Source organism: Mameliella sp. CS4 (genome assembly GCF_019392335.1).
Lineage (GTDB): Bacteria > Pseudomonadota > Alphaproteobacteria > Rhodobacterales > Rhodobacteraceae > Antarctobacter.
The window spans coordinates 258,310-284,578 of record NZ_JAHXRQ010000003.1; the positions used below are offsets into that span (position 1 = coordinate 258,310).

Consider the following 26,269-nt stretch of genomic DNA (forward strand, 5'->3'; position numbering starts at 1 on the left):
ACGGGCCCCGCCGGGGCCCGTTCGTCATCATATATCCAGCCGCTCAGCTGGCGTGGTCATAGGCCCGCTCGCCATGCACGCTGATGTCCAGCCCGTTGACCTCGCTCTCTTCGTCGACCCGCAGGGGCACCACCGCCTTGACCACTAGGATCAGCACAACCGTGACCCCCGTGGTAAAGACCCCGACCACCACCAGCGAGCCCAGCTGCGCCGCCCAGGAGCCCAGGCCAAAGACCGCGATCATCACCGTGCCGAAGATCCCGCCAACCCCGTGTACCGCAAAGACGTCCAGCGTGTCGTCGATCCGCAGCTTGTTGCGGATCAGGTTCACCGCCTCCTGGCAGAGGATGCCCGCCACCGCGCCGATCACCAGCGCCTGCACCGGTCCGACGAACCCCGACGCGGGGGTGATCGAGGCCAGCCCGGCGATCGTCCCCGTGACCATGCCCACCATCGAGGCCTTGCCGAACTTCACCTTTTCCCACAGCGCCCAGGTCAGCGAGGCCGCCGCCGCGCTCAGATGCGTGACCGTCATCGCCATCGCCGCGCCACCGTCCGCCGCCAGCTGAGAGCCGCCGTTGAAGCCGAACCAGCCGACCCAGAGCATCGCCGCCCCGATCATCACATAGCCCGGGTTGTGCGGGGGATGGGTCTGCGTCCGGCGCGGCCCAAGGAAGACCGCGATCAACAGCGCCGCCAGACCGGCGGTCTCATGCACGACGATGCCGCCGGCGAAATCCTTGACCGCTTCGCCGAACAGAGGCGCGTCGCCCGCCAGCAGGCCGCCGCCCCAGACCCAATGCACCACCGGCGCGTAGCACAGCAGCATCCACAGGCCCGAGAAGACCAAGACAAAGCCGAACCCCACGCGCTCGACATAGGCGCCCACGATCAACGCCGGGGTGATGATGGCAAAGGTCATCTGGAAGGCAAAGAACAGCACCTCGGGCAGGGTGCCCGCCAGGCTGTCCGCGTCGATGCCGGTCAGAAAGGCCTTGCCCAACCCGCCCCAAAGCGCGTTCCCCTCGCCAAAGGCGATGGAATAGCCCAGGGCAAACCACAGCACGCTCATCAGACAGGCGATGGCATAGCAGTGCATGAAGACGCTCAGCACGTTCCGTGCCCGCACGAGGCCGCCGTAAAACAGCGCCAGCCCCGGCAGTGTCATGAACAGCACCAATGCTGTTGCCACGATGATCCAGGCGGTATCCGCTCCGTTCATGTCTCTTGTCCCTCCTCTTGGATTGCGGGGCAGAAAGACGGTTTCGGGTGCGGAAAAAAGCGGCATCAGGGGTGAAAGGCGCATAAAACGCGCGCTCTTTGCGAAAAGCCTCAAGAATAGGCTTAATTTTTGGATAATGCCCGCAAATGGGGCGAATTAAGGACCTCTCAAGCTCTGTCTATAAAGCGTCATTGCGGCGCCCGGTAAAGGGCGGGCTGGATCGAAAAAGTGCCCGCTTTCTGTGCGTATCGGGTCGCTTGCCCGGTATGCGGGACTTGTTTCGTGGCTGGGAACGCTTTGACAAAGGGCCGTTCAGGCGTCTCGGGGCGTTTTTTACAAAATGCTGAAAACGGTGTACGTTTCGTACGTTTTGTACAAAATTCAAACCCCGGTCAAAGGGCCGAAAGGATCAGATCCAACGCGTGTTTCGTGGCCGCCGCGCGCACCTCGGCGCGACCGATGGCGCCGTGTTCGACGGTCTCGGTGATCACCCCGGCAGCACTGGCCAACCCGTAGCAGACCCGACCTTCGGGCTTGAACTCGGACCCGCCGGGCCCGGCAATCCCGCTGATTGCAACGGCCACATCCGCCCGCGCAGCGGCGCGCGCGCCAAGGGCCATCTCGCGCACGACGTCCTCTGACACCGCGCCATGCGCATCGAGCGTGGCGGTCAGGACGCCCAGCATCTCGGCCTTGGCCGCGTTGGAATAGGTCACGAACCCGCGTTCGAAGACGGCAGAAGAACCCGCCACATCGGTCAGCGCGGCCGCGACCTTGCCGCCGGTACAGCTTTCGGCGGTCGTGACTGTCAATCCGGTTTGTGTTGCCTTTTCAATGATCTGCTCTGCGGTATTCACATCAGAACTCCATGTGACAGGCCGGCCAGGGCAATCGACACGACTGCGGCGAACAGGCCCGCCAGCACGTCGTCCAGCATCACAGCCAGCGGCGTGCCCATGCGGTCGATGCGCCCGATGATCCAGGGTTTCCAGATGTCGAACAGGCGGAACAGGACAAACCCAGCGACCCAGCCGGGCCAAAGCCGCCAGACATCCACGCTCATGAATATTGCGCCGTAACTTACTGGAAAGATTGCAATCCACTGTCCCGCCAGTTCGTCGATCACGACCCATGAAGGATCTTCGCCGTGGCCCTGTGCGGTCAGGGTTTGCACCGCCCACCAGCCCAGGCCAAAGGCCAGAAGCGTCAGCACCAGCAAGAGCCAGAACCCGCCCAGCAGGTGTATCCCATAGGCCAAAGGCAGCGCCGCCAGCGATCCCCAGGTGCCCGAGGCGGGGCGCAGGTAGCCGACCCCACCGACCGAAGCCAGCCACCTCATGCGGACACCAGAGTCGCGGTGGCCAGCGCCGCGATCCCTTCTTCGCGGCCGGTGAACCCCAGCCGTTCCGAGGTGGTGGCCTTGATCGAGATCCGTCCTGCGTCCAGTGTCATGATTTCCGCCATTTTCTGTGTCATTTCATCGGCATGTGGCCCGATCTTCGGGCGCTCGCAGATCAGCGTCAGGTCGATGTTCCCGATCCCGAAGCCGCGTTCCCGCGCCAGCTCAACCGCATGGCGCAGGAATATCTCGCTGGCGGCGCCTTTCCACTGTGGGTCCGAGGGGGGGAAGTGCCGCCCGATGTCGCCCTCGGCCAGCGCGCCGTAGATGGCGTCGGTCACGGCATGCATGCCTACATCGGCGTCTGAGTGGCCTTTCAGCTTGTGGCTGTGCGGAATCCTGATGCCGCAGAGGATCACATGATCCCCGTCCTCGAACGCGTGAACGTCAAAGCCATTGCCCAGGCGAATGTCCATATTTCCTCGCAAGTAACTGTCCACACGAGAGAAATCCTCAGGCGTGGTGATCTTCAGGTTGGTTTCGTCGCCCGGTGTGATGGCCACCTCCAGCCCGGCGGCACGGGCCACGGCGACATCGTCTGCGGCCCCGCCCGGATTCGCGCGATGGGCGGCCAGGATCTCGGCAAAGCGGAACCCCTGCGGCGTCTGCGCGCGGTACAGTCCCTCGCGGTCACGGGTGCCGGTCACGCGGGTGCCATCGCCCGTCCATAGCGCATCGGTGACGGGCAGCGCCGGTGCGGCGCCGGAATGTTGGTCCAGCGCTGCCAGCACCGCCTCGATGACCGGCTGCGACACGCAGGGGCGGGCGACGTCATGGATCAGCACCCGATCGGGCACCTCCTGCGTCAGGGCGTCGAGCCCTGCGCGGACCGAGGCGGCACGGTCCGCACCGCCGGTCACGATCCGCAGATCCAGCCCCGCCGCGACGCTCTGTGCCTGTGAAATGTCGTCGGGATGCACAACCATGACCAGAGGTCCGCGCCCGGCAAAGGCCTCGAGCGTCCAGCGCGCCACCGGTTTGCCCGCCACGCGGCGCCACTGTTTCGCCAGCCCGCCACCGGCCCGCATCCCGCGCCCGGCTGCAACGATGATGATCCCTGTCTGCATGGCCCGTCCGATCTTCGCCGTCCTCTCATAGGCGCAGGCACCATGTTGCGCAATCCGACGAGAGATTTGATTAAAAAATGGGCGTTCTCCTTTGGGTCGCCCTCGAATTGAGCCGCATTGATTGAAGAAAACAATGCTTTCCCATAGATCTTGAACCCAGAGGATACCCACACGCCATCGCACAAGGACTGGGCAATTGAGCTTTGATCTTGGAGACCGGCGGATCACCGTACCCGTTTTGCTGGCACCGCTTGCGGGAATCACCGATCTGCCGTTTCGCACACTCGTCTCGCGCTTTGGCGCGGGTCTTGTCGTGTCCGAGATGATCGCCAGCGGCGAGTTTCTGACCGAACGTCCGGGAACACGCGAGAAAGCGGAACTGGGCGCGCAGATCGAGAACACCAGCGTGCAGATTGCCGGGCGCGAACCGGGGCCGATGGCCGAGGCGGCGCGCATGGTGGCCGACATGGGCGCGCGGGTGATCGACATCAACATGGGCTGCCCGGCCAAGAAGGTGACGGGCGGATGGTCCGGATCGGCCTTGATGCGGGCGCCGGACCATGCGTTGCGCCTGGTCGAAGCCGTGGTGGAGGCCGTGGACCTTCCGGTGACGCTGAAGACCCGGCTGGGATGGGACGCGGATCACCTGAACGCGCCGCAGATTGCCCGAAGTGCCGAGTCCGCAGGGGTAAAGATGATCGTCATTCATGGCCGCACACGCTGTCAGTTTTACAAGGGCAAGGCCGATTGGGCCGCGATTTCGGAGGTCAAGAACGCGGTGCAAGTACCTGTAATCGCAAATGGAGACGTGATCGGCGCCAAAAGCGCGCAAGAGGCGCTGCGGCGCTCTGGCGCCGATGGTGTCATGATCGGGCGCGGGGCGCAGGGCGCGCCCTGGCGGCTGGCCGAGGTGGCGCATGCGCTGTACGGCGCTCCGGCGCCGAAAGTGCCCAGGGGGGCTGACCTGACCGACATGGTGTCGGGGCACTACGAGGCCTTGCTGGGTTTTTACGGCAAGACGCTGGGGAACCGCGTCGCGCGCAAGCACTTGGGGTGGTACATGGATGCGGCAAACACGCCGCCGGGCCTGCGCAAGCGCCTGTTGACCGAAAGGGACACGCAGGCGGTGCTGGACCTTCTGCCCGAGGCGCTGAGCGCCGAGGCGGAGGCCGCGTGATGACCGAAACGGATCCCAACATCTGGTCCTCGCTGCCCGTCCCGGCCATCCTGATCGACGAGGATGATCGGATCGCCGATCTGAACCCGGCCGCCGAAGGCTTCATGAACAACTCGTCCAAGTGGCTGACCGGGCAGCCGATCTGGGACCGACTGGCGGTGGATGCCCCGCTGGAAGAGAGCTTTGTCCGCGCCCGCAGCCAGGGCACGCCGCTCTTCGTCAACGACGTGGATGTGGGGACGGGGGCGCGCCCGCCGCTGGTCTGCAACCTGCAGATCGCGCCGCTGTCGGGGCGGCCGGGTTGGATGGTCATGCTGATCTCGCCGCGGGAACTGGCCGGGCGCATGACGCAAAGCCATTCGGTGAAATCCGCCGCCAAATCGGCCATCGGCATGGCCGAGATGCTGGCGCATGAGATCAAGAACCCGCTGGCCGGAATCGCCGGCGCGGCACAGCTCCTCAGCATGAGCATCGGTCAGGATGACCTTGAATTCACGGATCTAATCGTGGCCGAGACCCGACGCATCGTGAAGCTTCTGGAGCAGGTCGAGCAGTTCGGAAACCTCTCGGCTCCGGAGCTGCGCGAGGTCAATATCCACGACGTCCTGGACCGGGCGCGGCGCTCGTCGCTGCTGGGGTTCGGTGCGCATATGAAGATCATCGAGGACTACGACCCGTCCTTGCCGATGGCTCTGGGGGACCCGGACCAGTTGCTGCAGGTGGTGCTGAACCTGATCAAGAACGCCTCGGAGGCGGCCGATCCAAAGGAGGGGGGGACGATCCGGCTGCATACCTTCTACGAACACAGTTTCAGGTTGCGGCGGGCCGATGGCTCCGGTCAGACCCTGCCGTTGCAGGTCGAGATCATCGACGACGGTCCGGGGCTGCCGCCGGACATCAAGGGCGACATCTTTGACCCCTTCGTTTCGGGCAAGGAGAACGGCACCGGCCTGGGCCTGGCGCTGGTCAGCAAGATCATCTCGGATCACGACGGCTGGATTTCCGTCGACAGCGTTCCGGGCAAGACGGTTTTTCGCATTTCGCTGCCGCGGGCACCTGCGGCGCCAAAGGAGAGCAGCTAGATGGATGGTACAGTTCTGGTCGCCGATGACGACCGCACAATCCGCACGGTTCTGACGCAGGCGCTGACGCGCGCGGGCTGCAAGGTTCACGCCACGTCCAGCCTGACCACGCTGATGCGCTGGGTGAGCGAGGGCAAGGGCGATGTGGTGATCTCCGACGTCGTCATGCCCGATGGCAACGGCCTTGAGATGCTGCCCAAGATTTCCGAGGACCGGCCCGGGTTGCCGGTGATCGTGATCTCGGCGCAGAACACGATCATGACCGCCATCCAGGCGGCCGAGGCCGAGGCCTATGACTACCTGCCCAAGCCCTTTGACCTGCCGGACCTGATGAAGCGCACCGCGCGGGCGCTGGAAAACCGCAACCGCACGCCCAAACGGGAAGAACCGGTGGTTGGCGCGGATGAACCCGACGAGCTGCCGCTCGTGGGCAAGACCCCGGCGATGCAGGGGCTCTACCGGCTTGTAGCGCGGGTCATGAATACGGACCTGCCGGTGCTGATCACCGGCGAGAGCGGCACGGGCAAGTCCCTGATCGCCCGGGCGCTGCATGATTTCAGCGATCGGCGCACGCTGCCCTTCATCACCGTCACCGGATCTGACCTGTCGGACCTGGATGGGCCGGCCCGGGTGTTGGCGCGGGTCAAGGGCGGCACGCTGCTGATCGACGAGATCGCCGACATCAGCGACGAAATTCAGGCCCGCGTCGTGCGCATGATGGATGTGCCGGGCGATCATGTCCCGCGCTTCCTCGCCTCGTCCCAGCATGATCCGCAGTCGCTGATCGAGGACGGCAAGGTGCGCCAGGACCTGTTCTATCGCCTCGACGGGGCGGCCATCGCCGTGCCGAGCTTGCGTGAACGGGTCGAGGATATCCCGCTTCTGGCGGAACACTTCCTCAACCGGGCCGAGCGCGAGGGCGCGCCGAAACGCTGGCTGTCGGAAGGGGCGGCGGACCTGTTCCGCGTCTATTCTTGGCCGGGCAACGTGCGCCAGCTGGAAAACGCCGTGCGCCGCCTGAGCCTGACCAGCCGGGCCGAGGAAATCACCCGCTCCGAGGTCGAGGCGGTGCTGGGCAACCAGCCGGAAACCGGCCCCGTCCTGCGCGGCGGCGACAGCGACAAGCTGGGCGAAAGCGTGGGCCGACACCTGCGGCGCTACTTCGATCTGCATGGCGCGATGCTGCCGCCGCCGGGCCTATATGGTAGGATCATCCGCGAGGTCGAGGCGCCGCTGATCGAGATCGCGCTGGAGGCGACGGGTGGCAACCAGGCCAAATGCGCCGACCTGCTTGGCATCAATCGCAATACTTTGCGCAAGAAGATCACCGACCTTGATATTCGCGTGACACGCCGCCGGAAATTGATGTAAAAGGGCCACATAAGTGTGGCCCCGCCGCCTCGGCGTGGTGAGAAGGCCACAAAATATGGCGGTCGTCGACCTCTGGATATCCAGAGCCGGCACATTGGCGAGGATAGGCTGTGGCCACGCGGGCACGCTCATTTTACCGATTTCCGACCTGGGGGTCATTCTCACGCCTGCGTCGGACAAGGCTTTTCCAGAATATCGTGGCGCTTTTCCTGGTGGCGCTGGGGCCGGTTCTGTCCTTTGCGACCTTCATGGTTCTGGGGCCACTGAACCAGGGGGCCGGGTCGCTGTCGCTGCGACTCGTCCTGCTGGCGGACCTTGTCTATGTCCTGCTGCTGGCGGCGCTGCTTCTGGCGCGCGTGGCCCGCATGGTGGCCGATCGCCGGGCGCAATCGGCGGGTTCCCGCCTCCACCTGAGACTGACCGCGGCCTTTGCGCTGATGGCACTTTTGCCGACGGTCACGGTGGCCGTCTTCGCGGTGCTGACCATCAACATCGGCCTGGAAACCTGGTTCTCAAGCCGGGTGCAGAACGTGGTCGGCGCCTCACTCTCGGCTGCCGAGGCCTACGAGGAAGAAAGCCGTGCCGGGCTGGTCCAGGACGCGCGCGCGCTTGGTGCGTTTCTTGACGCCAACCGCCGCCGCAACTTTGTCATGGACGACGGCGAGCTGCGCCAGGTTCTCAGCCAGGGGCAGGCCCAGATTCAGCGCGGATTGCGCGAGGCTTTTGTCATCGACAGCGCGGGCAGTATCCGGGCGCGGGGCGAACGCTCTTACCTGTTCGATTTCGAGGAACCCTCAGAGGCGGATTTCCTGCGCGCCGATGCCGAGGGCGTGACCGTGATCCCGGACTGGGACAACAACGAGTTCCGCGCCCTGCTGCCGCTGGAGGCCTTTGCCGACCGGTATCTTTACGTCAGCCGCGAGGTGGACGGGCAGATCCTCAACCTGCTGGACGAGACCCAGGAAACCGCGCGGTTCTACCAGCAGCAGGAAAGCGAGCGGGGACGGCGTCTGTTCGACTTCGCGCTGCTGTATCTGGGCTTTGCCCTGCTTCTGATCCTGGCGGCGACCTGGGCGGGCCTGTGGTTCGCCGAACGCCTCAGCCGCCCGGTGGGGCGCCTGACCGGGGCGGCGCAGCGCGTCGGGTCCGGCGATCTTGACGTGCAGGTCCCCGAGGAAGAGGGCGACGACGAGATTTCCATGCTGGGGCGCTATTTCAACCAGATGACCCACCAGCTGAAGGGCCAGCGCGAGACCCTGCTCGAAAACACCCGGCAGATCGAACGCCGTCAGCGGCTGTTCGATTCCGTCCTGTCCTCTGTCACCTCCGGGGTGGTGGGCCTCGATGCCGACGGCAAGGTGACTTTCGTCAACCGGTCCGCCGAGCGGCTGCTGGGCTGGAACGAGACACATCGGGCCGTGCCGTTGGGGGTGGCGGTGCCCGAGTTCGGCGCGCTCTTCACACGGCTGCGGGCCGAGGCGGTGGAAACCGCGCAGGAAGAGGTCAAGGTCAGCCGCGAGGGGCGGCTTGAACACCTGCTGGTGCGCCTGTCCACGCGGCGGCGGCAGGATCGCTCTCTGGAGGGCTACGTGGTGGCCTTTGACGATGTCACCAACTTGGTCAGCGCCCAGCGGATGGCCGCCTGGGGCGACGTGGCGCGGCGCATCGCGCATGAGATCAAGAACCCGCTGACGCCGATCAAGCTGTCGGCGGAACGCATCCAGCGCAGCTTTGCCAAGCGGCTGGACGGACCGGATGCGGAAAAGGTCGCGGACCTGACGGAACGGATCATGCGCCGCACCGACGACCTGCGCCGCATCGTGGACGAATTCAGCAAGTTTGCGCGGATGCCGGAACCGGAACGGCGCCCCGAGGACCTGTGTGAGATCCTGCGCGGCGAGGTCCTGATGCAGGAAACCGGCCAGCCCGGTGTCCGCTTTGTCACCGACCTGCCGGAAGAGCCGATGCCGGCGGAACTGGATTCCACCATGATCGGCCAGGCGCTGACCAACCTGATCAAGAACGCGGGTGAAGCGGTCGAGAGCCTGCAGGAAAAGGGCGCGCCCGAAGACTATCAACCGGAGATCCGCGTCACGGCGGAGGCGCAGGAGGGCCGCGCCGAGATCCGCATCATGGACAATGGCATCGGTCTGCCCGAGGACCGCGCGCGGCTGTTCGAGCCTTACGTGACGACACGCGACAAGGGCACCGGTCTGGGCTTGCCGATCGTCAAGAAGATCATCGAGGAACATGGCGGAACGCTGGTGCTGGAAGATGCGCCCGCCTTCGCCGAGGGCGCGCACCAGGGCGCGATGGCGGTTGTGCGGCTGCCGCTGAACCGTGCGGCCGAGTTGCCGCGGGCGGCGGAGCTGGAAGATGTTTGAGCACGAAGAAATGAGAGGGCAAAGACAATGAGCGACATCCTGATCGTCGACGACGAACGCGATATCCGGGAATTGATCGGGGATATCCTCGAGGATGAGGGCTTTGCCACCCGGCTTGCGGGCAACAGCCAGGAGGCGATGAACGAGATCAACGCCGAGCCGCCGGCGCTCTTGATCCTCGACATCTGGCTGAAGGACAGCAAGATGGACGGGATCGACATTCTCAAGACCGTCAAACGTGACAACCCCGACATTCCCGTGGTCATCATTTCCGGCCACGGCAATATCGAGATCGCCGTGGCCGCCATCAAGCAGGGCGCCTACGATTTCATCGAAAAGCCCTTCAACATCGACCAGTTGCTGGTGGTGATCCGGCGGGCGATGGAAACCTCGATCCTGCGGCGCGAGAACGTGCAGCTGAAACGCGGCGAGGTGAAATCCGCCGAGATGATCGGTGAAAGCGCCGCCTTCCGCGCGCTGCTGGGGCAGCTGGAGAAGGTGACGAAATCCAACGGCCGGGTGATGCTGACCGGCCCGGCGGGGGCGGGCAAGGAAGTGGCCGCGCGCTATATCCATGCCCAGTCGAACCGGGCCAAGGCGCCCTTCGTCACGGTCAATTGCGCAGGCGTGGAACCCGAGATGATGGAGGCGATGCTCTTTGGCCGCGAAACCGCCAAGCGCGGGATCGAGCCGGGCCTTCTGGAGCAGGCGCATGGCGGGGTGGTCTATTTCGATGAGGTCGCGGACATGCCCAACGGCACCCAGTCCAAGATCCTGCGCGTTCTGGTGGACCAGCAATTCACGCGCGTTGGCGGCAACGACAAGGTGCGTGTCGACCTGCGGGTGATCTCCTCGACCAACCGCGACCTGCAGGACGAGATCGCCGAGGGCCGCTTTCGCGAGGAACTGTACCACCGGCTGAACGTGGTGCCGATCGCCGTGCCCTCGCTGGCCGAGCGGCGAGAGGACATCCCGGTACTGGCGGGGCATTTCATCGACCAGTGCAACCAGGCGCAGGGCCTGCCCATGCGGGAACTGACCGAGGAGGCCATCGCGCTGATGCAGACCATGACCTGGCCGGGCAACGTGCGGCAGCTCAAGAACCTGGTCGAGCGGGTGCTGATCCTGGGCGATGGCACCGGTCCGATCGAGGCCCGCGAACTGCCGCAGGAAACCGCCCCGGGCGAGGATGCCGAGGGCCGCGTTGTCCTATCGGGCACGCTGGCGACCCTGCCGCTGCGCGAGGCGCGCGAGGCCTTTGAACGGGAATACCTGCTGACCCAGATCAACCGGTTCGGCGGCAATATCTCTCGCACGGCGTCATTCGTGGGCATGGAACGCTCGGCCCTGCACCGCAAGCTGAAGTCGCTGGGTGTCGTCACCTCTGCGAAGTCGGGCGCGCGTGTGGCGCGGGTGGATGCGCCGATCTCGGAAGTCTCCTGAACGGCGTGGCCGGGATGGAACTGACACGGCGGGCGGCCCTGGGGATGAGCGCCCTGGCGCTGGCAGGCTGCGCGGCGCCCCCGGGCGCAAGGGCGCCTGTTGAGCGGGTGTCGGGACCGGCGTTTGCCGAGGTTCCGGACGCCCCTGCGGCGAAGATCAGGGTGCTGGAACGGGCGCTGTTGGCGCTGGGGCCGGGTGTGGCGCCGGCAGAGGCGGCGGCGGTTGCACGGATCTCCGTGCGCGAGCCCCTGGTCTGGGCAGAGCGCTGGGACGCGGTGGACCCGCCGCTGATCCACAACATCCAGGTGAACACCGGGCGAAAGCCGCGGGGACTGTGCAAGGACTGGGCGGATGACCTCGAAGCGCGGCTGAAACGTGAGGGGCTGGAAAGCCTGTCGCTGCACCGTGCCATTGCCAATGCGGACAACCTGCGGATCGAACATTCGACGGTGATCGTCTCGACCCGTGGCGCGCCGATGCAGCGGGGGCTGGTTCTGGACCCGTGGCGGCTGGGGCAGGGGCGGTTGTGGTTCGGCCCGGTTGCCAGCGACCCGAAATACCGCTGGGTGCCAAGGGCCGAGGTTTTTGCCATGAAACGGGCCCGCAGGGCGCGCCGCGCGGGCCGGTAGCGCCGGGCGTGATCTTCGGGCGTGGTCGTCTGGACGGGACTGTTTGCGGCTTGCGCCGCAAAGACGCCCGCCCGCCGACCCTGTTGCGCGCCTTGCGGCGCGCGCCTTTGCTCAAGGATTCACCAGGGAACAGGCGCGCCGCTGGTCCCCGAACCCATCTCTCGCTGTCCTGCTGCCTGGGCCAGTCGCCGCCGGGGCGCAAGGGCAAGCCGCCTGTCGGCGGGGCTGCGCCCCCTTGCGCCCCGGCGCCGTCCGGCCCGGAACGGCATCACGCGAGAGATGGCTCCGTGGAACAGCGGCTTGGGCCGTGGACTGCAGGCCATTGACGGCGCTGCCCCCGCATGCGAGGCAATGAGGCCAGAGCCGGGACGCGGTGCAGATCGGGGCGCAGGGCGCATGAAGGTCATCATTTGCGGGGCGGGCCAGGTCGGCTGGCAGATCGCCCGCCATCTTGCCGGAGAGCGCAACGACGTCACGGTGGTGGACAACAACCCCGATCTCGTGCGCCGGGCCACCGACACGCTGGACGTGCAGGGGATCGCGGGCTTTGCCTCTTACCCGGATGTGCTGGACAAGGCGGGCGCCCGTGACGCCGACATGGTGATCGCGGCCACTTATTCCGACGAGGTCAACATGGTCACCTGCCAGGTGGCGCATTCGGTCTTTGCGGTGCCGCGCAAGATCGCGCGGCTGCGGGCCGAAAGCTACCTGACGGCGATCTATTCCGACCTTTACCGTCGCGATCACATGCCCATCGACGTGGTGATTTCGCCCGAGCGCGAAGTGGCCGACGCGGCCCTGCAGCGGCTGGCGGCGCCCGCCGCCTTCGATACCGAGAGCTTTCTGGATGGGCGGACCCAGCTGATGGGGCTGACGATCGACGCGGGCTGTCCGATCGTGAACACACCTTTGCGGCAGTTGACCGACCTGTTTTCCACCCTGCGCTCTGTCGTGGTGGGGGTGCGGCGCGAGGGTGTGCTCTTTGCGCCGGAATCGGGCGACCAGCTGTTCGAGGGCGACAGCTGTTACGTCATGGTCCATGCCGACGATGTGCAGCGCACGATGGAGATCTTTGGCAAATCGCTGCGCAAGCAGGAGCGTGTGGTGATCATCGGCGGCGGCAATGTCGGCCTGTCCGTGGCGCGGCGGCTGGAGACGGGCAAGATCCGGGTGCGTGCCAAGATGATCGAGCACAACCGCAAGAACGCCGAACGGGCCGCCGAGGAACTTGAGCGCACCATCGTCCTGCATGGCGACGGGCTGGACGCGGCGCTGCTGGTCGAGGCCGGGGTGGCGCGGGCGGATGCGGCGCTCTGCGTGACCGATGATGACAAGGTCAACATGCTGGCCGCCGTGCGTGCCAAGGCCGCCGGCTGTCCGATGGTCATCGCCCTGATCAACGATCCGACGCTGGTGCCGCTGATGGAACCCCTGGGCATCGACGCCTATATCAATCCGCGGTCGACCACGGTCAGCTCGATCCTGCGCCATATCCGGCACGGCCGCGTCAGCCAGGTCTATTCCATCGGCGATGCCGAGGCGGAGGTGATCGAGGCCGAGGTCCTGTCGACCTCGCCGATCTCGGGCAGCCTGATCCGCGAGATCGACTTTCCGGAGGGGGTGCTGGTGGGGGCGGTGCGCAAGGGCGAGAAGGTGGTCAAACCAACCGGCTCGCTGCGGATCGACGAAGGGGACCAGATCGTGATTTTTGCCCTGGCGGGCGATGTGCCGGAGGTCGAGCGCCTGCTTCAGGTCTCGATCGACTTTTTCTAGGCGCGGAGCGGTGAGGCGCATGGGTTCCTTTGCCGCGCGACGCGGCCCGGGGCGGGGCAGCACGGGATGAAGACCATCGCGCGGCTGCCGCTGTTCCTGCTTCTGACCGGGCTTGGCTCTTTCTCGATGCTGCTGCCGGCGGTCTTTGCCTACGCCATCGAAGAGCACCATGACGCGCGGACCTTTTTCTATGGGGCGCTGCTGGGGCTGATCATGACTGCCCTCGTGGCGCTGGCCATGGGCAACAGGCAACACAACCAGAGCGCCCTGCGCCAGCTGGTGGCGCTGGCGGCGGGCTTTGTCGTTCTGCCGCTGATCTTTGCCGTGCCCTTTCACGAGGCGGTGCGGACCACCGGGTTCGGCAATGCCTATTTCGAGATGGTGTCGAGCTTTACCACAACCGGCGCCACGATGTTCGACGCGGCGCGCCTGTCGGGGCCGGAACATCTGTGGCGGGCGCAGGTCGGCTGGATGGGCGGGTTGGTGATGTGGATCGCCGCCTCGGCGATCCTGGCGCCGCTGGCTCTGGGAGGATTCGAGGTCACGGCCAGCGGTGAGCCCGGGCAGTCCGTCGCGCAAGGGGCGATGAACACCGGCCCGACCAGCCCGGCGGAACGGCTGATGCGCAGCGCGCATGTCCTGTTCCCGGTCTATACCGGGCTGACGCTGGCGCTGACGGTGATGTTGCTGGTGGCGGGAGATCCGCCGCTGGTGGCCGTCAGCCATGCCATGTCGGTCATGGCGACCTCGGGGATCACGCCGCTGGCCGAACTGGGGGCCGCGCCCAGCGGCATGGCCGGAGAGATGATTCTCTTCTGCTTTCTGTTCTTCGCGCTGTCGCGGCTGACCTTCTCCGCCGATACACGGCAGGAACGCGGCCTGTTCTACGATCCGGAGTTCCGCCTGGGGATGATCATCGTGGTGGCGGTGCCTCTGGCGATGTTCCTGCGCCACTGGGCGGCGTCCTTTGAGGTGGGCGAAGAACAGAACTGGATCGCGGGCCTGCGCGCGCTCTGGGGCGGGCTGTTCACCGCGGCCTCTTTCCTGACCACGACGGGATTCGTCAGTGGCGACTGGGCGACGGCGCAGGGCTGGTCGGGGCTGCCGACGCCGGGAATCATCCTGATGGGGCTGTCGCTGGTGGGCGGCGGCGTGGCGACCACCGCGGGGGGCGTCAAGCTGCTGCGGGTCTACGCGCTCTATCTCAATGGCAAGCGCGAGATCGAGCGGCTGGTGCACCCGCATTCGGTGGGGCGCGCGGGGCCGCTCGGGCGCCGCATCCGGCGCGAAGGGGCCTTTATCGCCTGGGTTTTCTTCATGTTCTTCGCGCTGACGCTGGCGGCGATGACACTGATCCTTGGGGCCTACGGGGTGGATTTCGAACGGGCGACGGTGCTGACCATTGCCACGCTGTCGAACACCGGGCCGCTGATCGACACCGCCGCGGCGATCGACCTGTCGGCGATCCCCTGGGACGCGCGGCTGATCCTTTGCGGGGCGATGGTGTTGGGACGGCTTGAACTGCTGGCAATCATCGTGATGATAAGCCCCGAGATATGGCGCGAATAGTTGCCTAGAGACATCCCCCGGGGATCGGCCACACGAATTCGGGGATTTTCGGCTGGAAACTCCCGCCACAGCATACCATACTCACCCAGACGAGGGCAGCCCGGCGCGCGGGCACGGCAAGAATAAAGGCAATTCAATGGCTTCTGATAGACAGAACCTGCAGGACGCATTTCTCAATCACGTCCGCAAGACAAAGGTCCCGGTGACGGTCTTCCTGATCAACGGGGTCAAGTTGCAGGGTGTCATCACCTGGTTCGACAATTTCTGCGTCCTGCTGCGCCGTGACGGCCAGTCGCAGCTTGTCTACAAACACGCAATCTCGACCATCATGCCCAGCCAGCCGATCAACCTGTATGACGGCGAAGGGGACGCGTGAGAGAACACGCGCCGCCTGTGACCCGGGCGTGGGTCCTACATCCTGACATCAAGAGCGACCCGGAGCGCCGCGATGCGCAAATGGCCTTGGAAGAGGCCGTTTCGCTGGCGCATGCGCTGCCGGGGCTGGAGGTTGTCGGCGCGCAGATCGTGCCACTGCCGCGCCCGCACCCGGGCGCGCTGTTCGGGTCCGGCAAGATCGAAGAGTTGCGCGCCAAGCTGGAGGCCGAGGAGATCGACCTGGTTCTGGTCGACGGTCCGGTGACGCCGGTACAGCAACGCAATCTTGAGCGTGACTGGAAGGTCAAGCTGCTGGACCGGACCGGGCTGATCCTGGAGATCTTTTCGGATCGCGCGGCGACCCGCGAAGGTGTTCTGCAGGTGGAAATGGCGCACCTCAGTTATCAGCGCACGCGGCTGGTGCGGGCCTGGACCCACCTGGAACGCCAGCGCGGCGGGCTGGGATTCGTCGGCGGCCCCGGCGAGACCCAGATCGAGGCCGACCGCCGGGCCATCGACGAACAGCTGGTGCGGCTGCGCCGGCAGCTGGACAAGGTCGTCAAGACGCGCGAGCTGCACCGCAAGGCGCGGGCCAAGGTGCCTTATCCGATTGTTGCGCTGGTGGGCTACACCAACGCGGGCAAGTCGACGCTGTTCAACCGGCTGACGGGGGCGGACGTCATGGCCAAGGACATGCTCTTTGCCACGCTGGACCCGACGATGCGCGCGGTACGCCTGCCGACGGGGGCCGACGTTATCCTCTCGGACACGGTGGGCTTCATCAGTGACCTGCCCACCGAACTGGTCGCCGCCTTCCGCGCCACACTCGAAGAGGTGCTGGCCGCGGACGTTGTCGTGCACGTGCGCGACATTTCCCATCCCGAGACGGAAGAGCAGGCCGAGGACGTGCGCGGCATTCTCGACAGCCTGGGCGTGGGTGAGGAAACCGCGCAGATCGAACTGTGGAACAAGCTGGACCAGCTGGGGCCGGAAGAGCTGGAAACGGTGCGCATCCGTGCCGCGCGCAACCCGGATGTCTTTGTCGTTTCCGCCCTGACGGGCGAGGGGCTGGATGGCTTCCTGGAGGCAGTGACAGAGGCGCTTGGCGCCGAACGCGTCGAGGAGGACCTGGTCCTGGGCTTCTCCGAAGGCAAGCGCCGGGCCTGGCTCTTTGAAAAGGGGCTGGTCGAGGACGAGCGCCAGGAAGAGGACGGCTTTCACCTGCGCGTGCTCTGGTCGGCACGCGACAAGGCGCGGTTTCAGACGCTGGACTGAACCCGTGCCCCGTTCATGGCGGGTGGACAGGCCCCCCATTTCATGCGATCCGGCGCGCATGACAGTCGATGTTCAGAAAACCGGCGCCTGGCGCCGCATCCGAATTACGGTCCCGGCCTGAACCGCCGGGCCGGGTGCGTCTTGTTCTGAATGTCACTGGCGCGGGATGCGCCGCACAAGGATCACTGTCATGTCTCCTGAATGTCCAACCCTGCACGTGATGTGCGGGAAGATCGCCGCCGGGAAATCGACCCTGGCCAACCGGCTTGCCGGTCCCAAGGGCGCTGTCCTGATCACCGAGGACGCCTGGCTGGGCGCATTGTTTGCCGACCAGATGGCCACCCCGCGCGACTATTTGCGATGCACGGGGAAACTGCGGGCTGTCATGGGGCCGCATGTTGCGGCTCTGCTGCGGGCCGGGGTTTCGGTCGTGCTGGATTTCGCGGCCAATACCGTGGAGCAACGCGCCTGGGTGCGGGGCATCCTGGAAGAGACAGGTGCCGCGCATCAGCTGTACCTGCTGGCACCGCCGGACGAGGTCTGCCTGGAACGTCTGCGCAGGCGCAATGCCTCTGGCACGCATCCCTTTGTCGTGACGGATGAGCAGTTTCACCAGTTCTCCCGCCACTTCGTGCCGCCGGGGCCGGACGAGGGATTCAACGTGGTGACGCACGATGCACAGGTATGAGCGGCGAGGAGGTCCCGGGGCAGCCCGGGACCGGGTCAGATCACGGCGCTGTCACGCTCCAGCAGATCGCGGGCAATCTCCCAGCGCTGGCGCTGCCGTTTCGAAGGCGACAGCGGCGTATTGGCCCAGACACTGATCGCAAAGCAGCGCTGCAGGAACAGCCGCACCTCTGGCGCGGTGACGTCATCGCCATAACCCTCGCGCAGGGATGCCAGCGCCGCCTCGTCCCCGGTGAGGCACAGCACGTCCAATGCCAGGGAAAAGACGTCGCGCAGTGGTTCGTCCTCTTTCGCGTTCTCGAAGTCGATGCCCCAGACCGTGTCATCGGGGCCGCTGACGAGGTTGGACAGGGTCAGGTCGCGGTGCGTGATGGCCCGGGTGGCGGGCAGGCCGCGCACCGTGCCGCGCGTCTCCCTGAGCGCGCGCGCGGCAGAGACCAGTCCCTTGGCGTCGATCGGTTTGCGCTCACCGGCCTCGACCGCCTCGATCAGTCGGGTCAGCCAGTTGACTTGTCCCTTGGGCAGGAATTTGCGTTCGCGCAGGCTGAGCCCGTGATAGGCGGCCAGCCATTCCCCGGCAGAGCGCAGCAATGGCCCCGCGGCCTCACGTTCCAGACGGTCGCGAAAATCCGGCCCGCCCGCGTCCTGCATGACCAGCGCGCCCTTGCCAAACCACAGAACGCGCGGCACGCGGTAGGGGCCATGTGACAGCACCGCCGCCAATTCCGCCTGCCGCAGTGCCTGACGTGAGGCTTTGGCCTCGGACTTGCGCGGCCAGAGCTTGACCACCGCCGGAACACGGCCCCGCGACGGGCGATAGACCCATGTGTCCGGTCCGTCGCACAGGATTTCCATCCGACCCGACCATTCCGGCCAGAGCGTTTTCAGCACCTCGGTCGCGCGGTCCTCGCTCATGGTTTGACCAGCCGGGTGATGCCGACAGAGGCGGCGCGGGCCAGGCCCACGTCCAGAGACATGGGAATATACTCGCCACGCCGCCAGAGCTGGCCGAGGTCGTCGTAATGACGCGACAGCGGATGGCCCGACTGGCCGGTGGCCGAGACAAAGACCGAACTGTCCGGATCGGCGAAGTCATAGACCCCGCGATACCCGGCACCATGCACATTGGCAAAGGGATCGGGATCATGCCCCGAGGTCACGCCCCGTTGCAGCGTATGATCGCCGCCCGAGGTGGTCTGGCGGATGTTCACGAAATACCGCAGGATCGGCACCTGACCGAGGACGGGATGTTCATGCGTGGCCAGGTGTTCGTCCCCCCAGCGCAGGGATTCCAGCGCCTTGCCGGAATGTTCCTCGATCCAGATCAGCGCGTCGTCCAGCGCCAGCCTTGCGATGTCGGTGCAGCTTTCCACCGCCGCCGAGCGGATCACGTCACACCAGGCGCTGGCCCCGTCCACGTCGCGAAAGACACGCTCGATGAACAGCGGTTCGACATGGTCGAACTCCTCGGCCAGCGGGCCCAGGTCATCGCGGATCAGGCGGACCTGCAGGGCGCGCAGCCAGGCGGAATAGATCAGCGGTTCCGGCATGTGCTCGTTCATCTCGCCGTTCCAGTTGGCCAGCAGGTCCAGCGCGCGCTGGCGGCGGCGTTCCGGCGTCCCTTCGGCCGCGGCCTCTGAGGTGAACCACAGGTCCCGCCCGATCAGCGGCAACAGGGTGCGTGCGGCGGGCGAAACCGTATCCAGTTGCGCCTCGACGAAACTGTCGCGGGTGTGGACCTTTCGGCCCTGCATCATGGTCTGCCAGCGCTGCACGCGCTGGCTGTCGCCCCAATCGAAACTGACATGCTCGGGGAAGGGGCGGTCGACCAGCTTGTTGTTGGTGTTGCCGACGATGCCGCCCTCGGGGGCGAGGAACTCGGGGTTGGCGGAAAAGGGAAAGAACCCCTGCCAGCGGTTGGTCTCGATCCACCCGCGCGAGGGCAGGCGGCCCAGACTTTCATGCGCCGGGTCGCGGCGTGGCATGGCGCCGACCAGTTTCATCGCCACGGTGTCTTCGTCGATCAACGTCAGGTTCTGCGAGGGCGCGACGTAGAGGCGCGAAACCTCGATCGCCTCTTCGACCGATTGCGACATCATCAACCCGATGGCGGCCGAGGCCGATGTGTCCTCGTGGCTGAGCGCGGTCCAGGCCAGCGAGACCAGGTGCCCCGGTGGCGTGATCTTGTCGAGGTTGAACTGCGAGGCGGGCAGGATCGGGCCGTTGTCCGTCCACAGCAGGTTGAGCGTGACCGGCGCCTCGCCCTTGATACGGATGATCGACTGGCGGCTTTCGAAGGGTTTGAATCCGTCCGGCGTGCGGTACTCGCCCTGGGCGTCGGGGTTCAGTTCCTCGAAATACAGGTCCTGATCATCGAGATAGGACGAGGTGATACCCCAGGCCAGCTGTTCCGACCGGCCCACCATCAGCGCCGGGATGCCGGGGATCGTCGCGCCGATCACACCGCCGGATTTCAGCTGCAACCGGGCCAGGTACCAGAAGGTCGGTGCGGTAAAGCCAAGATGCGGGTCATTGGCCAAGAGCGTCCCACCCGAGGCCGAGCGTTCCGGCGCGGCGGCCCAGACGTTGGAGGCGCCCGCCAATCCGCGCCGTGGCACCGGCCAGAGAAAGTCACCCCCCTGTGGCGCGGCGCTCGCATGGCGCGTGCCGCTGCCTTCGGGCAGTTGCGCGATGCGGGGCAGGGCGGCGACGCCATTGCCGGGCATGTCGGGCAGGATGTCGGACAGGCGCTTTTCGTCCCCCAGAAGCAGCGAGGTCCGCGCGCGCAGCACCTCGTCCCCGATCTGGCCCGACAGTTGCAGCGCCATCAGCTTGATCACCGCCAGCGAATCCGCCGGTTGCCAGGGCGCGATTTCCGCCTCGAAGAGAAAGAATTCGGGCGCGCCGCGTCCCAGGCTATTGGCGTTGATCTCGGCGATGCGCGCGTTGATGCCCGCGGAATAGGCTTCGAGCGCGTCCAGCGTGCGCGCGTCCTGATGTTCGACAGAGGCCTTGGCCGCCGTGTAGATGTCCAGGCGGCGCAGCAGAGTGTCGGTGCGCAGGGTGCGGCGGCCAAAGAGTTCCGACAGGCGGCCCTGCGCGGTGCGGCGCATCATCATCAGTTGCCATAGCCGGTCCTGCGCGTGGACGTAGCCCAGCCCGAAAAACGCGTCGCGGTCCGACAGGGCCATGATATGCGGCACCGCGGAATTGTCGCGCACGATCTCGATATCGGCGGTGATCCCCGCGACGGGCAGCTCCTTGTCGTAATCGGGCAAGGACCGGGAGCCGAGGTAATAGGCAAGCGCCACGCCGATGACGATCAGGGCGACGGCCAGGCTGGCCAGCCGCAACAGCCATCGGAACACAACCGCCATTTCGTTCTCCGTCCATATGGGCTAGGTCAGATCGCACCGGGATTAACTTGCCAGCCCGGGCTTGCCAAGGGCAGGCAGGCTGACGTGACGAGGGGAGAACGATATGGCGAAAACGGCGTTTCTGGGCCTTGGGGTGATGGGCTATCCGATGGCGGGCCACATGGCCAGGGCCGGGCACGAGGTCACGGTTTACAACCGGACCGCCGCCAAGGCCGAGAAATGGGTGTCCGAATACGGCGGCGCGGCGGCAGCAACCCCGCGTGAGGCGGCGCAGGGCGCGGATTTCGTCATGGCCTGTGTCGGCAATGACGACGACCTGCGCGGGATCTGCACCGGCGAGGACGGCGCCTTTGCCGGCATGTCCTCGGGCGCGACGTTCGTCGATCACACAACCGTGTCCCAGCAGGTGACGCTGGAACTGGCCGAACAGGCTGCGGAACGCGGGTTGGGATTCGTCGATGCGCCGGTCTCTGGCGGGCAGGCTGGGGCCGAAAACGGCCAGCTTGTCATCATGTGCGGCGGCGATAAGGCGAAATACGACACGGCGGAGCCGATCATGCAATCCTACGCCAAGCTGTGCAAACGCCTGGGCGAGAGCGGTGCGGGTCAGCTGTGCAAGATGGTCAACCAGATCTGCATCGCAGGCCTGGTTCAGGGCCTGTCCGAGGGGCTGCATTTCGCCGAGAAGGCGGGGCTGGACGGTGCGGCGGTGGTCGACGTGATCGGCGGCGGCGCGGCCGGGTCCTGGCAGATGGTCAACCGCTACCAGACCATGATCGCGGATGAATTCGAACACGGATTCGCCGTCGACTGGATGCGCAAGGACCTCGACATCTGCCTGCGCACCGCGAACGAGAACGGCGCCTCTCTGCCCGTCACGGCGCTGGTCGACCAGTTCTACAAGGACGTGCAGAAGATGGGCGGCGGGCGCTGGGACACCTCCTCGTTGATCAAGCGGCTGCGCAGCTTCGACTGACCGTCACGTCGGCGCCAATGCCTTTCGAAAGGCATTGCCAAGCGGTTTCGAAACCGCTTGTCCGGCGCGGCCAGGCGGGCCCTCAATGATGCCGGTAGGCGACGGGCCCCAGCCGGTCCAGCGCGCAAAGCCCGGCGGTATCGCCGCCGTCGGGCTGGGGCTTGGGATCGGCTTCTGCACCGATGCCGAGGTCACGTCCGAAGCAGGGAATTTGACGGTCAAATCAAAACGCGCGACCAGCGCCTCTGCGTGATCCGGAGAACGGACCGGCGGTCATCCCGCGACTTGGCGGTCGTATGTCTCGCCGTCGAACCAGCCTGTGGCAGAGGTGACTTTCATCGTGTCATCGAGCTCCCATTCCTCCCAGCCCTTCCCGTTGAACGGGTTGCCGGTTTCCGCGTGTTGTCCGGTGGCCGTCCGCATTGAGACGACAGGCGATCCCGCGCCGCGCATTCCATCACAGACAAGGGGAAAGCCGAAACGTCCGTATGAAAGCTCGTCGCCATCACGCCGACGATGTGCCGCTATCCAATGGTCGTTTCGGGGCGGTCCGGGGGGGTCATGGGCCATGCGCGGCGGGCGGGGTGTCCGGTTGTCGCAATCGCTATTGTCATTCCCATCCCGCTGGCCTTATGTTAGCGGTCAGGTCGCGTGCAGATCGTGCCGCGCCGAAGATTTCGCTGACCGTGGACGATGACAAACCGGACCCGGCCAGACCGATCGGGCCGAAAGGCCACAGTCCCTGCCCGGACCGCCACAAGCGACGGGCGCAATGAATGGGCGCCGTCCCGGCCCAATGCCGCAGACGCGCGTCGGAGAAGAACCGCGATGAAGCGCGCGACTGACATGAGGCATGAGGCAGGGACATTGGTTTCCCGCCATGCCATCGCGCACCATCTCGCCCAGACAAGACACGCTTCAACCGCCGCACGCCCCCAGGGGCCGGCGGTGCGTTGGGTGTGCAAACGGATAACATGGCAAAGAAAATGCTCATCGACGCCACCCACGCGGAAGAGACCCGCGTCGTGGTGGTGGACGGAAACAAGGTCGAGGAATTCGACTTCGAATCCGAGAACAAGCGGCAGCTCGCCGGCAACATCTACCTAGCCAAGGTCACGCGGGTCGAACCCTCGCTGCAGGCGGCTTTTGTCGATTACGGCGGCAACCGCCACGGGTTCCTGGCCTTCTCGGAAATCCATCCCGACTATTACCAGATCCCCATCGCCGACCGTCAGGCGCTGATGGAAGAAGAGGAAGAGGCCGCGCGCGCCGCTGCCGAGGAAGAGGACAAGCCCAAGAAGTCCCGCTCGCGGTCGCGCAAGCGGTCGACGAAACCGTCCGACAAGACTGAAAAAGCGGACAGGTCCGACAAGCCCGAGACCGCCAAAGAGACCAAGCCGCGCGAGCCCAGCGGCATGGAAACCATCGACCTGGACGACGATCTGGAGACCGGCGCGCCGGGTGAAGGCCTGTCGCCGATGGAAACCGTGCACGAGACCCCGGTTGAAGAGCCCCAGGACACTGTGGCGGCCGCGCCGGAACCCGAGGCGGCCCCTGCACCTGCGGAAAAGACTGCGCCTGTTGCCGAAGTGGCGCCTGTCACTGAAACCGCAGCCGAAGCAAAGGACGCGCCAGCCGCAGAGCCTGCCCCGGCCGAGGCTCCGGAAGTTGCTGTGACAGAGGCCCCCAAGGCCGAGGTCGCGCCCGAAGCCAGCGCGGACAGTGATCTGTCGCCCATGCCCGCCGCCGAGGCCCAGGATGCGCCCGCTGACGTGGCCGAGGCTGAGGAGGCTCCGGAAGAAAAGAGCGACGAGGACAGCGAAACGCCGCCGCGCCCCATTGCCGAAGGGACCAAGGACGAGGCCGCCGTCGTCTCGCAAGAGCCCGAGGCCGATGAACAGGCTCTGGAGCAGGCGAAACGCCCTGTCGAGGCTGAGGAAACAGCCGAGGCTGCGGCCCCCGCCTCCGTAGACGCAGACGCGAAACCCGAGGCCGCAGAGCCGGTTGCCGAAGTGGCCGAAGCCGCCCCCGAAACGCCCAAGGTCGAAAAGACCGAGGACGACAGCGCCCCCGAGGCCGCCGACGATTCCGACGACGACGACGATGAAGACGACAAGGACGATGCCGCGGCGCGCGACGCCTCGATCGAATCCGTTGCCGACGACGACACCCACGAAGACATCCGCCCGGTCCGCAAGCCGCGCCCGCGCCGCTACAAGATCCAGGAGGTCATCAAGGTCCGCCAGATCATGCTGGTGCAGGTCGTCAAGGAAGAGCGTGGCAATAAGGGCGCTGCGCTGACCACTTACCTGTCGCTGGCCGGTCGCTATTGCGTGCTCATGCCCAACACTGCGCGTGGCGGTGGCATCAGCCGCAAGATCACCAATGCCGCCGACCGCTCCAAGCTCAAGGAAATCGCCACAAGCATCGACGTGCCCAAGGGCGCGGGCCTGATCATCCGGACGGCGGGCGCCAAGCGCACCAAGACCGAGATCAAGCGCGACTACGAATACCTGCAGCGCCTCTGGGAACAGATCCGCGAGCTGACGCTGAAAAGCATCGCACCCGCCAAGATCTATGAGGAAGGCGACCTGATCAAACGCTCGATCCGCGACCTCTACAGCCGTGAGATCGACGAAGTCCTGGTGGAAGGCGAACGGGGATACCGGGTCGCGAAGGACTTCATGAAGATGATCATGCCGTCCCACGCCAAGAACGTGAAACACTACACCGAGACGATGCCGCTCTTCGCGCGCTTCCAGGTGGAAAGCTACCTGGGCGGGATGTTCAATCCCACCGTGCAGCTGAAATCCGGCGGCTACATCGTGATCGGCGTGACCGAGGCGCTGGTCGCCATCGACGTGAACTCTGGCCGCGCCACCAAGGAAGGCTCAATCGAGGAGACCGCCACCAAGACCAACCTGGAGGCCGCCGAGGAGGTGGCGCGACAGCTGCGCCTGCGTGACCTTGCCGGTCTGATCGTCATCGATTTCATCGACATGGACGAGCGCAAGAACAACGCCGCCGTCGAGAAAAAGCTGAAAGACAAGCTCAAGACCGACCGCGCCCGCATCCAGGTGGGCCGCATCTCGGGCTTTGGCCTGCTGGAGATGTCGCGTCAGCGCCTGCGCCCCGGCATGATCGAGGCGACGACGCAGCCCTGCGCGGCCTGCCACGGCACCGGGCTGATCCGTTCGGACGACAACATGGCGCTGCAGATCCTGCGCCAGATCGAGGAAGAAGGCGTGCGTCGCCGCTCGCGCGAGGTGCTGGTGAAATGCCCGATCGGCATCGCCAACTACCTGATGAACCAGAAACGCGAACACGTCGCCATGATCGAGGCGCGCTACGGCATGTCCGTGCGCATCGAGGGGGACCCGCATCTGGTGGCGCCCGACTTCTCTATGGAGAAGTTCAAGACCGCGACACGGGTCGTGCCCGAGGCCACCGCGCCGGTGGTTTCCGTCGATACCTCGCTGATGGACCAGGTGGACGAGGACACCGAGGCCGAGGCAGAGGCCGAAGTCGAAGAAGTGGTCGAGGAGGCGCCCCAGGCCGAGAAGCCGGAAACCACCCCTGACGACAATGGCGATGAGGGCAAGCCCAAGAAGCGCCGTCGCCGTCGCCGCCGCAAGTCGAAGTCCAAGGACAATGGCGAGGGGTCCGATTCCGGCGCCGATGGCAGCTCGGACAAGGACGACGCGCCGAAGGAGGCCGAGAAACCGGCCGAGGCAGCAGACGCTGCGGACGAGGCCAAGACCTCCGAGGCCGCGGAGTCGGATGCGCCCAAGGCCGACGAAGGCGAGGAAACGGCCAAGCCCAAGCGGACCCGCACCCGGTCGCGCCGCTCGCGCAGCAAGTCCGGCGAGACGCAGACAGAGACGGATCAGGGTGAGTCGGCAGTGACCGAGACCGCAGAGGCAAAGCCCGAAGCCACGCCCGAGCCGACACCGGAAGTTGCCGAGGCGCCCGCCGCCGAAGCGGCGGAACCGGTTGCCGAAGCCGCGCCCGCAGCGGAGGTCCCGGAAGCCCCGGTGGCAGAAGCTCAGGAGGCGCCGGTGGAGGCTGAGGCGGAAACGACCGAGGACAAGCCCAAGCGCGCGCGTACGCGCCGCAAGGCCTCTGACGTGATTGCCGCCGTGGTTGGCGCCCCGGTTGCGGAAACCGCCGTCGAACCGGCGCCGGCACCCGAGGAAACAGCCGAAGTCGCCACGGAAGAGGCGCAGCCGGAGGCTGCTGAGGTCGAAGCCGAACCTGTGGCTGAAGAGGCGCCCGAACCCGTGACGGAACGCGACGAGACCGAAGACAAGCCCAAGCGGCGCGGTTGGTGGTCGTTGGGCGGCTGATCCGCCCGTCCCGAAACAAGAAAAGGCCCCGCCGAACCGGCGGCGCCATTCCGAGTTGTAGGACACGAGCGGCGGATTTTCTGTCGCTCGTTTCCGTTTTCGATGGCGCGCTATCGG

The 26,269-nt window shown here is 65.9% G+C and carries 21 protein-coding genes; 14 read left to right on the forward strand and 7 right to left on the reverse strand.

The annotated features are described in order from the left end of the window. Positions 1–43 precede the first annotated feature (43 nt). From KZZ07_RS06790 to KZZ07_RS06800, 4 genes are all read right to left on the reverse strand, one after another. A complete protein-coding gene (locus KZZ07_RS06790) occupies positions 44–1,222 on the reverse strand; it encodes an ammonium transporter (RefSeq protein WP_219513060.1) in 1,179 nt (392 codons plus the stop codon). Positions 1,223–1,614: 392 nt separating this feature from the next. After that, positions 1,615–2,079: a CinA family protein gene (locus KZZ07_RS27605; RefSeq protein WP_370631078.1), complete on the reverse strand. Its 465-nt coding sequence runs from the start codon at positions 2,077–2,079 to the stop codon at positions 1,615–1,617. Then, positions 2,076–2,561 (reverse strand): phosphatidylglycerophosphatase A family protein, encoded by a 486-nt coding sequence (locus KZZ07_RS27610; protein ID WP_255564195.1) that lies wholly within the window; start codon positions 2,559–2,561, stop codon positions 2,076–2,078. The genes KZZ07_RS27605 and KZZ07_RS27610 overlap by 4 nt, the downstream gene beginning before the upstream one ends. After that, positions 2,558–3,688, reverse strand: a complete 1,131-nt coding sequence (locus tag KZZ07_RS06800; RefSeq protein ID WP_219513062.1) for a bifunctional 2-C-methyl-D-erythritol 4-phosphate cytidylyltransferase/2-C-methyl-D-erythritol 2,4-cyclodiphosphate synthase — start codon at positions 3,686–3,688, stop codon at positions 2,558–2,560. Before KZZ07_RS06800 ends, KZZ07_RS27610 begins: the two co-directional genes overlap by 4 nt. A gap of 196 nt (positions 3,689–3,884) precedes the next feature. On the opposite strand from KZZ07_RS06800, the gene dusB reads away from it, so the two are divergent. From dusB to KZZ07_RS06855, 11 genes are all read left to right on the forward strand, one after another. Continuing rightward, a complete protein-coding gene (gene dusB, locus KZZ07_RS06805) occupies positions 3,885–4,865 on the forward strand; it encodes a tRNA dihydrouridine synthase DusB (protein WP_219513063.1) in 981 nt (326 codons plus the stop codon). Beyond that, a complete protein-coding gene (locus KZZ07_RS06810; RefSeq protein ID WP_219513064.1) occupies positions 4,865–5,947 on the forward strand; it encodes a two-component system sensor histidine kinase NtrB in 1,083 nt (360 codons plus the stop codon). The genes dusB and KZZ07_RS06810 overlap by 1 nt, the downstream gene beginning before the upstream one ends. Continuing rightward, positions 5,948–7,318: a response regulator gene (locus KZZ07_RS06815; protein WP_219513065.1), complete on the forward strand. Its 1,371-nt coding sequence runs from the start codon at positions 5,948–5,950 to the stop codon at positions 7,316–7,318. A 110-nt stretch (positions 7,319–7,428) separates the two neighbouring features. Continuing rightward, on the forward strand, positions 7,429–9,702 hold the full coding sequence (locus KZZ07_RS06820) for a sensor histidine kinase NtrY-like (protein WP_370631079.1): 2,274 nt from the start codon (positions 7,429–7,431) through the stop codon (positions 9,700–9,702). A 27-nt stretch (positions 9,703–9,729) separates the two neighbouring features. Beyond that, positions 9,730–11,145: a nitrogen assimilation response regulator NtrX gene (gene ntrX, locus KZZ07_RS06825; RefSeq protein WP_219513067.1), complete on the forward strand. Its 1,416-nt coding sequence runs from the start codon at positions 9,730–9,732 to the stop codon at positions 11,143–11,145. 14 nt (positions 11,146–11,159) lie between these two features. Continuing rightward, positions 11,160–11,774 carry a hypothetical protein gene (locus tag KZZ07_RS06830; protein WP_219513068.1) on the forward strand — a complete coding sequence of 205 codons (615 nt, stop codon included), beginning with the start codon at positions 11,160–11,162 and terminating at the stop codon, positions 11,772–11,774. Positions 11,775–12,170: 396 nt separating this feature from the next. Then, on the forward strand, positions 12,171–13,547 hold the full coding sequence (gene trkA, locus KZZ07_RS06835; RefSeq protein WP_219513069.1) for a Trk system potassium transporter TrkA: 1,377 nt from the start codon (positions 12,171–12,173) through the stop codon (positions 13,545–13,547). Between the two features lie 66 nt (positions 13,548–13,613). Continuing rightward, positions 13,614–15,116, forward strand: coding sequence for a TrkH family potassium uptake protein (locus tag KZZ07_RS06840; RefSeq protein WP_219513072.1), 1,503 nt, complete (start codon positions 13,614–13,616; stop codon positions 15,114–15,116). Between the two features lie 136 nt (positions 15,117–15,252). Continuing rightward, entirely contained in the window at positions 15,253–15,492 is a 240-nt protein-coding gene (gene hfq, locus KZZ07_RS06845) for an RNA chaperone Hfq (protein WP_023849333.1), read from the forward strand. Between the two features lie 17 nt (positions 15,493–15,509). Then, positions 15,510–16,766 carry a GTPase HflX gene (gene hflX, locus KZZ07_RS06850; RefSeq protein ID WP_219513105.1) on the forward strand — a complete coding sequence of 419 codons (1,257 nt, stop codon included), beginning with the start codon at positions 15,510–15,512 and terminating at the stop codon, positions 16,764–16,766. Between the two features lie 190 nt (positions 16,767–16,956). Further along, on the forward strand, positions 16,957–17,454 hold the full coding sequence (locus KZZ07_RS06855; RefSeq protein WP_219513073.1) for a P-loop nucleotide/nucleoside kinase family protein: 498 nt from the start codon (positions 16,957–16,959) through the stop codon (positions 17,452–17,454). 35 nt (positions 17,455–17,489) lie between these two features. On the opposite strand, the gene KZZ07_RS06860 is transcribed toward KZZ07_RS06855, so the two are convergent. After that, positions 17,490–18,368, reverse strand: coding sequence for an aminoglycoside phosphotransferase family protein (locus KZZ07_RS06860; protein ID WP_219513074.1), 879 nt, complete (start codon positions 18,366–18,368; stop codon positions 17,490–17,492). Beyond that, positions 18,365–20,830 (reverse strand): penicillin acylase family protein, encoded by a 2,466-nt coding sequence (locus KZZ07_RS06865; protein ID WP_219513075.1) that lies wholly within the window; start codon positions 20,828–20,830, stop codon positions 18,365–18,367. Before KZZ07_RS06865 ends, KZZ07_RS06860 begins: the two co-directional genes overlap by 4 nt. A 103-nt stretch (positions 20,831–20,933) precedes the next feature. Here KZZ07_RS06865 and KZZ07_RS06870 point away from each other — a divergent pair, with 103 nt between their 5' ends. Then, a complete protein-coding gene (locus KZZ07_RS06870) occupies positions 20,934–21,806 on the forward strand; it encodes an NAD(P)-dependent oxidoreductase (protein ID WP_219513076.1) in 873 nt (290 codons plus the stop codon). Positions 21,807–21,891: 85 nt separating this feature from the next. Further along, positions 21,892–22,059, forward strand: a complete 168-nt coding sequence (locus KZZ07_RS06875; protein WP_219513077.1) for a hypothetical protein — start codon at positions 21,892–21,894, stop codon at positions 22,057–22,059. A gap of 20 nt (positions 22,060–22,079) precedes the next feature. On the opposite strand, the gene KZZ07_RS06880 is transcribed toward KZZ07_RS06875, so the two are convergent. After that, entirely contained in the window at positions 22,080–22,229 is a 150-nt protein-coding gene (locus KZZ07_RS06880) for a hypothetical protein (protein ID WP_219513078.1), read from the reverse strand. A 551-nt stretch (positions 22,230–22,780) separates the two neighbouring features. Between KZZ07_RS06880 and KZZ07_RS06885 the strand changes: the two genes are divergently transcribed. After that, positions 22,781–26,152: an Rne/Rng family ribonuclease gene (locus KZZ07_RS06885; protein ID WP_255564197.1), complete on the forward strand. Its 3,372-nt coding sequence runs from the start codon at positions 22,781–22,783 to the stop codon at positions 26,150–26,152. Positions 26,153–26,269: the final 117 nt, after the last annotated feature.